This is a genomic window from Bradyrhizobium sp. 22 (assembly GCF_000482425.1).
GTDB classification, from domain to species: Bacteria; Pseudomonadota; Alphaproteobacteria; order Rhizobiales; family Xanthobacteraceae; genus Bradyrhizobium; species Bradyrhizobium japonicum_B.
Window position 1 is genome coordinate 1,840,964 of record NZ_KI519400.1, and the last position, 11,827, is coordinate 1,852,790.

The window sequence follows — 11,827 nt, forward strand, 5'->3', positions numbered from 1 at the left end:
CGCTCGATCTGCCGCAAAGGGCGGCGCGCTGGCCACTTAAGGGCTTGGGCCACCTATACGACCCCGGAAGGGGCCTCGCCAGAGGACTCTTGCCAGGAAACGGCGAACATGTTGGATGATTTCATTGGTTAATTTGCCCGTCTGAACCTTCCCCGAGACCTTTGCCCGATGCCCAGCCTGTTCCGCTTCCTGACGGTCGTCGCCGTGATCGCCGGCATCGTCTATGGCGTGGTCTTCGCGCTGGCCAACTTCGTCACGCCGAAGTCGCGGGAAATGACGGTGACGATCCCGCCGGATAAGTTTCTCAAGAAATAGAGCTCGCTGCGAGCCGTCAGCTGGCCCGCTTGCTCCGCGTCAGGGCCTGGCGCATCAGGCGCAAGAACAGCTGCGTATCTTCGAGGAGATTGTGGCCGGCGACCTGCGCTTCCTTGATGCCTTCCGTCGCCGCCACGATGATGCCGGCTAGCTCGGTCGGCGACGCCTTGAGATCATCCAATGTGATCGCATCGCTTGCTTGCGCATCGGCCAGTACGCGAGCCAGCAGAGTCACCAGCCGGGCGCGCGCGGCCAGCGTGATGTCGTTGGCAAGCGCCATATTGGCATCGAACAGCTCAGCGGCGTCCGCGCTGCCGGCGAATGGCGCGATCAAATCGCGCTGGAACGCTGCAATCGCCCGCTCGATCCGGCTGAAAACGTCGCCGTCCCCGGCGAGTGCGGCTTCGACGCTCTGCATCGTTCTGGCATGCGCGCGCGCCGAGCCCGCCCGAAACAACTCCTCCTTGCTGCCGAAGCTCAAGTAAAGCGCCGCACGCGAGATGCCGGCCGCGCGCGCAATGTCGGCCATCGATGTCTTGCGAAAGCCATGGCGGACGAAGACGGGCAAAGCCGCGTCGAGAATAGCCCCCGCTTTTCGATCGCTTTCCTTCATCGAGACATATTGACAGTTGGAGTCCAATTCGTCAAAAGACAATTAGACACTTACAGTCCAGTTGTCTAAGTCGTTCCTCCAAAGCTCAAGAGATCGGATCAAATGGATTCTCGACCGGCTCAATCGGCCGCCACGGTGCTCGTCACCGGGGTCAGTGGATTTCTCGGTGGCCATGTCGCGAGGCAATTGCTGGCGAGCGGCTACCGCGTGCGCGGCATCGTGCGCAGTCTTGACGCCTGCGACGGGATCCGGCGGCAGCTTTGCCCGAGCGCGCCCAACGAGGCGCTCAGTTTCACCCGTGCAGACCTGCGCGCGGACGTTGGATGGGACGATGCGCTGGAGGGCTGTCGCTATGTGATTCACACGGCCTCACCATTTCCCGCCGGCTTGCCTGCCAACGCAGACGAGCTGATCCAGACTGCGCGCGAAGGTACGCTGCGCGTGTTGCGTGCGGCCCGTAACGCCGGCGTGTCACGCGTGGTGCTGACATCCTCGATTGCCGCACCAATCACGGCAACGGCCAGCCTCCCTACACCGAGAACGATTGGACCGATCCTGCCAGCCCGCGGGCGACGCCCTATTACAGATCGAAAACCCTGGCCGAGCAGGCGGCGTGGAGCTTCGCGCGCAGTCACGGGCTCGATCTATGCGTGATCAATCCCGGCATGATCTTCGGACCGCTGCTAGGCCCGCAATACGGCACGTCAGTCGGATTGATCCAGCAGATGATGAGCGGCAAGTTGAAGCGTGTCCCGCGCTTCGGCTTTGCGATCGTCGACGTGCGCGACGTGGCCGACGCCCATATCCGCGCGATGACCTGCCCAGACGCCGCCGGACAGCGCTTCATCGCCGGCGGAGGTTTTTTCCGGTTGAGCGACTTAGCCGCGGTGCTGGCGAAATCGTTCCCGGACTATGCGATGCGCCTGCCGCGCGGCGACGTGCCGAACTGGATGGTGAGGGCACTGGCTCCGTTCAGCGCGCGCTCGCGCATGATCGTGCACGAGCTCGACCGGGACCTCAGCGTGAGCGCCGCCAAGGCGCATCGCGTGCTGAACTGGAGACCGCGGCCTGATGAAGATTGCATCCGCGCCAGCGCCCAAAGCCTGATCGACCATCGCTTGATTGCCATGCCGTAGCACGGCCGCAGACTGGCTCACTCTCGCAGAATTGGAGACCATCAATGACGACGCACGTGACGGACATGGGCTCACCGGAAGCCGAGCACATCCGCAATACCGAGCGGGCGCGGCTGCGCGCATTGGTTAACGGGGACATCGCGCAGGCGGAGCCGCTTCATGCGCCGGAGTTTCAGTTGATAACGCCCATCGGCATGCCGCTCTCCAAGGACGAATATCTAGGTGCAATTCGGAGCGGGCAGATCCAATATCTGATGTGGGAACCCGGCGCGATCGCGGTCCGTGAACACGAAGACCATGCCGTGATCCGATATCGCGCCAGGCTCGAGATCGTCTTTGGCGGCCACCGCGTTGCCCCGGCGGATTATTGGCACACTGACACATACGAGCGTCGTGCCGGGCACTGGATGGTGGTGTGGTCGCAGGCGACGGCGATCAGCGAAAAGCGCTAGAGGTGTGTATACGACAGTCCGAGATGCTAGTGAGTTTCTCAAGAAATAGGAGCTAGCCTGACGGGCATGCCGACCCAGCCCTCAGACGCCAGGCTCACCGGCCTGTTCCTCGACATGCTCGCGGCGGAACAGGGCGCCGGGCCCAATACGCTCGACGCCTATCGCCGCGACCTCACCGATTTCTCGGAGTTTCTCGGCCGCGTCGGCCGCAGCTTTGCCGACGCCGAGACGCAGACGCTGCGCGACTATCTCGCCGATCTCGACAGCCGCGGCTTCAAATCCACCAGCGTGGCGCGGCGGCTGTCGGCACTGCGGCATCTCTATCGCTTCCTGCTCAACGAGCGGATCCGAGCTGAGGATCCCGCCGCGATCCTGTCCGGCCCCAAGCGCGGCCGCGGCCTGCCGAAAGTGCTGTCGATCTCGGACGTCGACCGCATGCTTCGCCGCGCCAAGGAATTGAGCGAGGCGGAGGATGCCTCGCCGGCGAAGCGGCTGCGGAGCTTGCGGCTCTATTGCCTGCTCGAGGTGCTCTACGCCACCGGCCTGCGCGTCTCCGAGCTGGTGGCGCTGCCGCGCTCGGCGGCCAAGCGCGATGCCCGCATGATCGTGGTGCGCGGCAAGGGCAACAAGGAACGCCTGGTGCCGCTCAACGAGGCCTCGCGGAAGGCGATGGCGGATTATCTCGCCGCGACCGACGCTGCCAAAGCCGACAACAAAGCCGACAACAAGGCCGACAAGAAGAATGGCCTCGCCGCCTCGAAATGGCTGTTTCCCTCGTTCGGCGAGAGCGGACACCTGACGCGGCAGCATTTCGCCCGCGACCTCAAGGAGCTCGCGGTCGCTTCGGGCCTGCAGGCCCGGCTGGTGTCCCCCCACGTGCTGCGCCACGCCTTCGCCAGCCACCTCCTGCACAATGGTGCGGATCTGCGCATCGTGCAGACCCTGCTCGGCCACACCGATATTTCGACCACCCAGATCTACACCCATGTGGTCGAGGAACGGCTGAAGAGCCTGGTGCGCGACCTGCACCCGCTGGCGGAGAAATAAGCCGCTCTTGTGCCCCGGACGCGGCGCAGCGTTCCGGCGATGCGAAGCATCGTCCGGTACGGTGCGACGCAGAGGCGGGGCCCATGCCGCGCCGGGTCCCGGCTCTGCGCAGCAGCGCTGTAGAAGCGCTGCAGCGCGTCCGGGACACGAGAGCCGGACCGGGACGACCCGTGAAACCGCCTTGACTTCGGCCACATCTCCGCAGAAAGAGCCGTTGCCTCACGCATGATTTGGCTGCGCGCCAGGAGCGCACAAGCCAACTCATTGACAACGCTGCCCTTCTTCCCACGGCCCGGACCTCGCTTCGCCTCTTAGCCCCGTCCCCCTATATTGAGTTGATGCAAGACCAGATGCGCAGCTATCTCGACTTCGAAAAGCCGGTCGCCGAGCTCGATTCCAAGCTCGACGAGCTCAGGACGCTGGCGGCCTCCGGCACGGATATCGCTGACGAGATCGGGCGGATCGAGGACAAGGCGGCGCAGGCGCTGGCCGACCTCTATCAGAACCTGACGCCGTGGCAGAAGACGCTGGTGGCGCGGCATCCGCAGCGGCCGCATTTCAACGACTTCATCAAGGGCCTGATCACCGAATTCACCCCGCTCGCCGGCGACCGCAAGTTCGGCGAGGACGAGGCGCTGGTCGCCGGCTTCGGCCGCTTCCGCGGCGAGCCGATCTGCGTGATGGGCCAGGAAAAGGGCGATTCCACCGAGAGCCGGATCCGGCACAATTTCGGCATGGCGCGGCCCGAGGGCTATCGCAAATGCGTGCGGCTGATGGAGATGGCCGAGCGGTTCGGCCTGCCGGTGCTGTCGCTGGCCGATTCCGCCGGCGCCTATCCCGGCATCGGCGCCGAGGAGCGCGGCCAGGCCGAGGCCATCGCGCGCTCGACCGACGCCTGCCTGGCGCTGACCGTGCCGAACGTCGCGATCATCACCGGCGAGGGCATGTCGGGCGGCGCCATCGCCATCACCACCGCCAACAGGGTCCTGATGCTGGAGCACGCCATCTACAGCGTGATCTCGCCGGAAGCGGCGTCCTCGATCCTCTGGCGCGACGGCACCAAGGCGCAGGAAGCCGCCAACAACATGAAGATCACCGCCCAGGACATGCTGCGTTTCGGGGTGATCGACCAGATCCTGAAGGAGCCGGTCGGCGGCGCCCACCGCGACCCCGCCGCCATGATCGCCACCACCGGCGAGGCCATCGCCAAGGCCTTCGACGAGCTGCGCGGCCTCGACGGCGACGCCATCCGCAAGCAGCGTCGGCAGAAATTCCTCGAGATCGGCCGGAAACTGGGCTGATTCGGGCGGCTTGCCGTGTCCCGGACGCGCTGCAGCGTGAAACGCTGCTGCGCAGAGCCGGGACCCAGCGGGCCGCATAGCTCACCCGCGCCATGGGCCCCGGCTCAGCAGCGCACCGCCAAGGGGCGCTGCGCTGCGTCCGGGGCACGAGGCCTCCACGGGCCGCCACCCCCGGTAACCCCGCATTAACCCTTTTTTTGCCCAAATCGGCGATCTCTGTGGTGGCCTGGCCGCATGGTCCAAGTTCCGGCCCAGTTTAAGTCTCTGTTGACCACACCTTTGGGCCAACGCCCTCGTGATCCCCGCTCGGGTTGCGACCACATGACCCAGAGGTTAGAATTTTAATCAATGGCTTCAGGGCACAAGCGCTGGGGCGTGAGCTGAAAAAGCCCGTCACTGACGGGTCCGGTTCGCCGGTCGGATCACGCGCCAAACGAATTGGGGTTCGCGCATCAATGCCCGGCACGGTGTGGGGTCCATCTTGATTTCTCGTTCGCTTGCTCGCGCGCTCTTGGCTTCGGTTGCGCTGATGACGGCCGGCGGTCTGCTGGCCGGCTGCAACACCGACCAGGTCTCGCTCGCGACCAATGCCAAGGCCAATCAGCCGGTGCCGCCGAAGCTGATCGCCGCGATGGCCGAGAAGGACATGGATCTGCAATCGCCGATCCTGGTGCGCCTGTTCAAGCAGGAGGCCGAGCTCGAGATCTGGAAGCAGACCCGCTCCGGCCAGTTCGCACTGCTCAAGACCTATCCGATCTGCCGCTGGTCGGGCGACCTCGGCCCCAAGGTGCGCGAAGGCGACCGCCAGGCGCCGGAGGGATTCTACTCGATCAATCCGAGCCAGATGAATCCGCAATCGGCCTATTACCTCTCCTTCAACACCGGCTATCCGAACGCCTTCGACAAGGCGCTGGGCCGCACCGGCTCGCAGCTGATGGTGCACGGCGACTGTTCTTCGCGCGGCTGTTACGCCATGACCGACGAGCAGATCGCGGAGATCTATTCGCTCGGGCGCGAATCCTTCTTCGGCGGCCAGAAGGCGTTCCAGCTGCAGGCCTATCCGTTCAAGATGACGCCGGTGAACATGGCCAGGCACCGCAACAATCCGAACATGCCGTTCTGGAGGATGATCAAGGAAGGCTATGATCATTTCGAGGTGACGCGGCAGGAGCCGAAGGTCGATTTCTGCGAGAAGAAGTACGTCTTCAACGCGGCCAAGCCCGCGGACGCCAAGCGCGATCCGGTGTTCGATGCCTCGGCGAAGTGCCCGGCCTATGTCATCCCCGAGGACATCGTCGCCGCCGTGCGGGGCAAGCAAGCCAAGGACGAGGCCGAATACGCCAAGCTGGTCGCCAAGGGCACGCCGGTGGCGCGCATGAACACCGGCATCGACGGCGGCATGAACAAGGTGTTCGCCGCCAAGATTCCGGAAGGCTCGACCGGCCTGTCCGAGGGCGCCGAAGGCAGCACGCTGCAGATGCTAGCGATGGCCAAGGCGCCGGGCACGATCCCCAGCCACGTCAATCCGCCGAAGCCGAATCTCGACGCGGTGGCGTCCGCGCCGGCGCCGCAGGAAGAGCCGGTGGCGGCCGTGCCCGCGAGCACCCGCATCGCCTCGGCCCAGCCTGCGGAAAAGTCCCCGGAGAAATCAGGCGAGAAGTCCGGCGGCTTCTTCTCGAACCTCGGCCGCAAAATGGGCATGGGCTCATCTGACACCACCGCGACCACGCCGCCGCCGCAGGCGACCGCATCCGTGGCCCCGGCCGCCACGACCACGACACCCACGACCGCGGCGTCGCGGCTGAAGGCCGCCGTGAGCCGGTTCGTGCCGGGGCATGACAAGAAGGATGCCGCCAAGCCCGCCGAGCCGGCCAAGCCCGACACCCGCTTGGCCCAGACCCGGCCGGCGCTGAAGCCATCGGTGAGCGACGGCGCGGGCGAAGCCACGCAGATCATGGGCGCCGCGCCGGTGATCTCGTCGAACTCGTTCGACAGCCGGTTCTCGGCGGTGAAGTAAGGGACGAGACGCCGCGCCTTCCGGATTAAGCCAAACCTGACAGCACGGTCGATCTTCCCCCCGGTTGGACTCGCCGCTGCACTGGCAAATCCAGCCTTGCGCCTCTCCAATGCCTTGATACGCTTCGTGCTCGAGAGGCAGAAGCTTGGACCCCGAGCCCATCGAAAGCCTTGCAGGAACACCTTGGACGGAGGCTGAGATCTCCGCCGTGGTCGACAGTTATTTCCGGATGCTGGCCGCCGAAAAGGCGGGCGTTGCCTACAGCAAGGCTGACAATTGGCGCCGGCTCATGACGCGCTCTTCATGACGCCAACCGCGTATTCCGCGCTCCCACGATGATTTCACCTGTTCGGTCGCCCGCGCGCGGCCAAGTCACCGGATAAAGCACCCAACTTCCGAGAGTCCAGAAATTCGGACAATACATATTTCTCTTTACCCGAAGCGCGACACACCCTATACTCCCCTGCCATCTCATCCCGCCGGAAGGGGCGGGTCGCGATCGTCACGGTTCGTGGGGTGAGTTGCGGTGGACGCGGGCGGATTGGCGCCAGGTGCGGTCGCAGGGCGGGTAGCCCCCGTGAGCGATCAGCGGGCGCGTGTACGACAGGCCGGCCGCGTACGGCAAAATCGTGTGGTCCTGGCGCCCGCAGGCAGGCGCCAAGTGCTGTGGTGATGTGGCGGTCCGACCGGACGCGCGCATCAGCGATCTGCAGGATGACGGGGGCAAAAGTGCATCGCTCCCCGGGGAGAGCGCGACATAAGCCGTAAACCCATCGCGCAGGGAAGGCCGGTTATCGGGCTGCACCTGTGTCTCCCCCTGTGAGCGTCTATCCACGCATCATTGCACAGGGGCTCTCGGGTGCCAGCCGGTACCCGGCCTTCCCTGCGCCCTTCCGATTCTATTGGGGCGCGAGAGTGAAGCAAAACCCGGGCGAATGGCGCCGCGGGATCGCGATGTCGTGTCGGCTGTTTGATAGTTGAATCGAGGAAGGCCGCCGCAATCTCCGCCGTCATTCCCGCGAAGGCGGCAGGGCTATCGCATTTGCATCTTGTAGAGGGTCGTCATGCCCGGGCTTGTCCCGGGCATCCACGTTCTTCGTGTGCGTGGAAAGACGTGGCTGGCCGGGTCAAGCCCGGCCATGACGCCGTGGAGAGCTCGGCGCCCATAGCCCACATCTCGTACGCGATAGCTCTGGCTATGGCGCCAGATACCGCATCAGTTCCGGATTGCCCCGCACCTGCCCCGCCTCGCCTTGCAGCGCGACGCGGCCGCGGTCGAGCACATAGGCGTAATCGGCGACGCGGAGCGCAAGGTCGAGGTGCTGCTCGACGATGATGACGGCGATCTCCTTCGCGAGCTCGATCAGGCGCTCGGTGATCTCCTCGATCACGCCGATCCAGACGCCTTCGGTCGGCTCGTCCAGCAGCAAGAGCTTGGGATCGCCCAGCATGGCGCGGCCGATCGCCAGCATCTTGCGCTCGCCGCCGGACAGCGTGCCGGCGGGCTGGTCGAGGCGCTGGCCGAGCTTCGGGAAGATCGTCAGCACGCGGTCGACTGCGGAGGCATCCTTCTTCGCGAGCGAGCCGACGGCGAGATTGTCGCGCACCGACAGGCGGGCGAACACCGAATGCTCCTGCGGCACGTAGCCGATGCCGGCGCGAACGCGCTCCTGGGTGGCACGGCGGCTGATGTCGCGGCCGTCGAAGGCGAGCTCGCCCTTCCACGCCGGCAGCTCGCCGACGATGGTCTTCATCAGCGTGGTCTTGCCGGCGCCGTTGCGCCCGAGCACGGCGACGCCGCCGCGCCAGGGAATGCCGAGCGTGACGTCGAACAGGACCTGGCTGCGGCCATAGCCGGCGTCGAGATGCTTGATGTCCAAAAATTCAGGCACGGCGCAGATAGATCTCCTGGACGGCTTTGTTGGCCTGGATCTCGGACACGGTGCCCGAGGCCAGCACCCTGCCCTGGTCGAGCACGGTGAGACGATCGCAGATGTCGCGGATGAAATCGAGGTCGTGCTCGACGATGACGAGGGAGCAGTGCTGCTTGATCGGCTGCAGCAGCTCGCCGGTGACGCGGCGCTCCTCCAGGCTCATGCCGCCGGTGGGCTCGTCGAGCAAAAGAAGTTTGGGCTTGCCGGCGAGCGCCATCGCGATCTCCAGCCATTGCTGCTGGCCGTGCGACAGCGCGGCCGCCGCCTCGAAGGCGCGGTCGGCCAGGCGAAATTGCCTCAGCATGGTCATGACCTGGTCGTGCAGCGCGCCCCGTGTACGCGAGAACACGAGGTCGAACAGCGAGGACTGCGCCTGCAACGCGAGCAGGATGTTGTCGTACAGCGTCAGCGACGGGAGCACGCTGGTGATCTGGAACTTGAGGCTCATGCCGGCGCGCGCGCGCTCGGTCGGCGTATACGCGGTGATGTCGGTGTTGACGAACGAGACTTTTCCTTGCGTCGGCGCCTCGGCGCCGGCGATGCATTTCATCAGCGTGCTCTTGCCGGAGCCGTTGGGTCCGATCAGGCCGTGGAATTCGTTCTCGCCGACGCTGAGCGCCGCGTCGTCGAGCGCGGTGAGCTTGCCGAAGACCTTCTTGATGCCGGCGGCTTCAAGCAGCATCGCGCGTCTCCTTGACGTTTTCCTTGGGTCTCGCACCGAAGCTGCCGACCCGTTCGCGCTCGCCGAGGAGGAAGCTGATCAGGCCGAGCGGGCGGAACAGGATCACGAGCAGCAGCAGCAGTCCCAGGATGATCGGCCAGATGTCTCGGTAATTGTCCGAGAGCCAGAAGCTGACGCCCTCGACGATCACGGCACCGATCACGGCGCCGATCAGCGTGCCGGAGCCGCCGAACAGCACGTAGAGCACCACTTGCGTCGAAACCACGACGCCGACCATGTTGGGCCAGACGAAACCTTCGTGGAAGGCATAGAGGCTGCCGGCGAGGCCCGCCACGGCGCCGCCGATGGTGAAGATGATCGCCTTCAAATGCTGCACCTTGTAGCCGAAGAAGGCGATGCGCTGCTCGTTCTCACGGAGCCCCGCGAGCGCCAGACCGAATTGCGAGCGCACCAGGAAGCGGCAGAGCAGGTAGACGGCGACGAGAATGCCGAGCACGAGATAATAGAACGCCGGCCCTTCGGTGAAATCGTAGCTACCCAGCGACATCGGCGCGATCGAGGGGATGCCGTTCTGGCCGCCGAGATAATACCAGCCGCGCGCGAGGCGATCGGCGGCGTAGGAGCCGGTCAGCGTGCCGAGCGAGACGAAGATCACGCTGGAGGGATGCCGGCCCAGCAGCAGGAAGCCGCCGAGCAGCAGCGCGAAGGCGAGGCCGATCAGCGTGCCCGCCGGCAGCACCAGGAAGATGTTGGTGACGTTGAGGTCGCGCGCGAGCAGCGCGACGCCATAGCCGGCCGAGCCGAAGAACAGCGCCTGGCCGAAGCTCATGATGCCGGCATAGCCCCAGACCAGGTCGAACGACAGCGCGAACAGTGCCAGGATGATCACGCGCGTTGCGAACACGGTGAGATAATCCTGCAGCACCAGCGGCGCGAGCGCCGCCGCGACCAGCACGACGACCTCGACGATCGGCAGGATCTTCCGTCCTGCCTTGACGCGGTCCCTGGCCCGTCCCGCCGCTGCGCCCTCGGCCATCGCACCGTCCGCTTCGTCGCCCATGTCGGTGGCGATGGCTTCTCTTACCACACTCATCGGCTTCAGCATTCCACCTCAGCATTCCTTGGGATCGACGAGGCCGCTGCTGCGCGCGACGATCTCGTAATTCCCGCCCTTGGCAACCGCGGTGTACATCTTCATCTTGCAGTGCCGCTTGCCGGGGACCATCTCGGCAGGCCCGCCCGGACCTTCGGCGATCTTGGCATGGTCGAGCGCGGCGGCGACCGACTCGCGGTCGATCTTGCCGGCCTCCTTCACCGCGGCTTCCCACAGCTTGAGGCCGCGATAAGTGCCGGTCGCGGCGCTGCCGGCCGCGAACAGGAAGTTGCCGGGGAAATCCTTCTCATAGGCCGCCTGGATCTTGGCGTCGAACGGGTTCTCCTTGGTCAGAACCTTGAAATAGTCGAGGCAGCTGGCGAGGCCTTCGATCTCGGCGGCCTGATTGATGTTGAGCGTGTTCTCGTCATAGTAGACGCAGGCGAGACGCCCGCCGTTCTTGAGGAAGCCGGCCTCATAGAGCTGCTTGAAGAACGGGCCGACGCCGGGCGGAATCACGGTGTTGAAGACGACGTCGACCTTGTTGGAGATGATGCGGTTGACGGTCGCGGAGAAATCGACCTGGTCGAGCGGGTAATATTCCTCGAACACGACCTCGCCGCCGTTGGATTCGATCACCTTGCGGGCGTAGACGTTGAGCGTGTGCGGCCAGACGTAATTGGCGCTGGGGAGCGCGAACTTCTTGCCGCCGTTCTTGATCAGCCAGGGGATGAACTCGTCGCATTGCTGCGCGGGCGTCGGCCCGGTGCAGAACAGATAGGGCGCGCACTCCTTGCCCTCGTAGAGCTGCGGATAGATGTAAAGCGTCTTGCCGCGCGCCACGATCGGATCCTTGATCGCGTTGCGCATCGACGAGGTGATGCCGCCCAGCACCATGTCGACCTTATCGCGCTGGATCAGCTTGCGGACGTTGCCGACGGCGATGGATTCATTGGAGGCGGTGTCCTCGATATAAAGCTCGAGCGGACGGCCGAGCAGGCCGCCGGCGGCGTTGATCTCCTTGATCACCATCTTGGCGACGTTGGCATCGGCATTGCCGGCATAGGCGATCGGACCGGTGAGGTCGGTGGCGATGCCGACCTTGATCGGGGCTTCGGCCGCATTGGCCCAGGGCGCCGGGATCACCCAGCTTCCGACCCCGGTTGCGACCGCGCCGGACGCAAAGGCGAAATTGGAGAGGAAGCGGCGGCGTGAGAGCTGAGTGCGATCGAACATG

At 65.1% G+C, this 11,827-nt stretch carries 12 protein-coding genes and 1 pseudogene; 8 read left to right on the forward strand and 5 right to left on the reverse strand.

Annotated features, from left to right (window positions below; genetic code table 11):
- Window positions 1–168 precede the first annotated feature (168 nt).
- Window positions 169–315: a hypothetical protein gene (locus K410_RS37665; RefSeq protein WP_035685402.1), complete on the forward strand. Its 147-nt coding sequence runs from the start codon at window positions 169–171 to the stop codon at window positions 313–315.
- A 16-nt stretch (window positions 316–331) separates the two neighbouring features.
- On the opposite strand, the gene K410_RS0134125 is transcribed toward K410_RS37665, so the two are convergent.
- A complete protein-coding gene (locus K410_RS0134125; RefSeq protein WP_028139028.1) occupies window positions 332–928 on the reverse strand; it encodes a TetR/AcrR family transcriptional regulator in 597 nt (198 codons plus the stop codon).
- A 102-nt stretch (window positions 929–1,030) separates the two neighbouring features.
- Between K410_RS0134125 and K410_RS41325 the strand changes: the two are divergent.
- From K410_RS41325 to K410_RS40110, 7 genes and pseudogenes are all read left to right on the forward strand, one after another.
- Window positions 1,031–1,426 (forward strand): annotated as a pseudogene (locus K410_RS41325) (NAD-dependent epimerase/dehydratase family protein); the annotation flags it as partial.
- Complete coding sequence (locus K410_RS41330) at window positions 1,417–2,064, forward strand: NAD-dependent epimerase/dehydratase family protein (protein ID WP_283805941.1); 648 nt, start codon at window positions 1,417–1,419, stop codon at window positions 2,062–2,064. The pseudogene K410_RS41325 and the gene K410_RS41330, both read left to right, overlap by 10 nt.
- A 44-nt stretch (window positions 2,065–2,108) precedes the next feature.
- On the forward strand, window positions 2,109–2,516 hold the full coding sequence (locus tag K410_RS0134135) for a nuclear transport factor 2 family protein (protein WP_028139029.1): 408 nt from the start codon (window positions 2,109–2,111) through the stop codon (window positions 2,514–2,516).
- Between the two features lie 66 nt (window positions 2,517–2,582).
- Window positions 2,583–3,563 (forward strand): site-specific tyrosine recombinase XerD, encoded by a 981-nt coding sequence (xerD, locus tag K410_RS0134140; RefSeq protein WP_028139030.1) that lies wholly within the window; start codon window positions 2,583–2,585, stop codon window positions 3,561–3,563.
- Between the two features lie 338 nt (window positions 3,564–3,901).
- Entirely contained in the window at window positions 3,902–4,864 is a 963-nt protein-coding gene (locus tag K410_RS0134145) for an acetyl-CoA carboxylase carboxyltransferase subunit alpha (protein ID WP_028139031.1), read from the forward strand.
- 529 nt (window positions 4,865–5,393) lie between these two features.
- Window positions 5,394–6,881: a L,D-transpeptidase family protein gene (locus tag K410_RS0134150; RefSeq protein ID WP_049820477.1), complete on the forward strand. Its 1,488-nt coding sequence runs from the start codon at window positions 5,394–5,396 to the stop codon at window positions 6,879–6,881.
- A 145-nt stretch (window positions 6,882–7,026) separates the two neighbouring features.
- Window positions 7,027–7,188 (forward strand): hypothetical protein, encoded by a 162-nt coding sequence (locus K410_RS40110; protein WP_155253817.1) that lies wholly within the window; start codon window positions 7,027–7,029, stop codon window positions 7,186–7,188.
- Between the two features lie 889 nt (window positions 7,189–8,077).
- Here K410_RS40110 and K410_RS0134160 read toward each other — a convergent pair.
- From K410_RS0134160 to K410_RS0134175, 4 genes are read right to left on the reverse strand one after another with little or no spacing between them, the layout of a single operon-like run.
- Entirely contained in the window at window positions 8,078–8,773 is a 696-nt protein-coding gene (locus tag K410_RS0134160; RefSeq protein ID WP_028139033.1) for a branched-chain amino acid ABC transporter ATP-binding protein, read from the reverse strand.
- Entirely contained in the window at window positions 8,766–9,497 is a 732-nt protein-coding gene (locus K410_RS0134165; protein ID WP_028139034.1) for an ABC transporter ATP-binding protein, read from the reverse strand. The genes K410_RS0134160 and K410_RS0134165 overlap by 8 nt, the downstream gene beginning before the upstream one ends.
- Window positions 9,487–10,602: a branched-chain amino acid ABC transporter permease gene (locus tag K410_RS0134170; RefSeq protein ID WP_028139035.1), complete on the reverse strand. Its 1,116-nt coding sequence runs from the start codon at window positions 10,600–10,602 to the stop codon at window positions 9,487–9,489. The genes K410_RS0134165 and K410_RS0134170 overlap by 11 nt, the downstream gene beginning before the upstream one ends.
- Before the next feature lie 6 nt (window positions 10,603–10,608).
- The gene (locus K410_RS0134175) at window positions 10,609–11,826 is read right to left on the reverse strand and encodes a substrate-binding protein (RefSeq protein WP_028139036.1); all 1,218 of its coding nucleotides are present in this window, start codon (window positions 11,824–11,826) and stop codon (window positions 10,609–10,611) included.
- Window position 11,827: the final 1 nt, after the last annotated feature.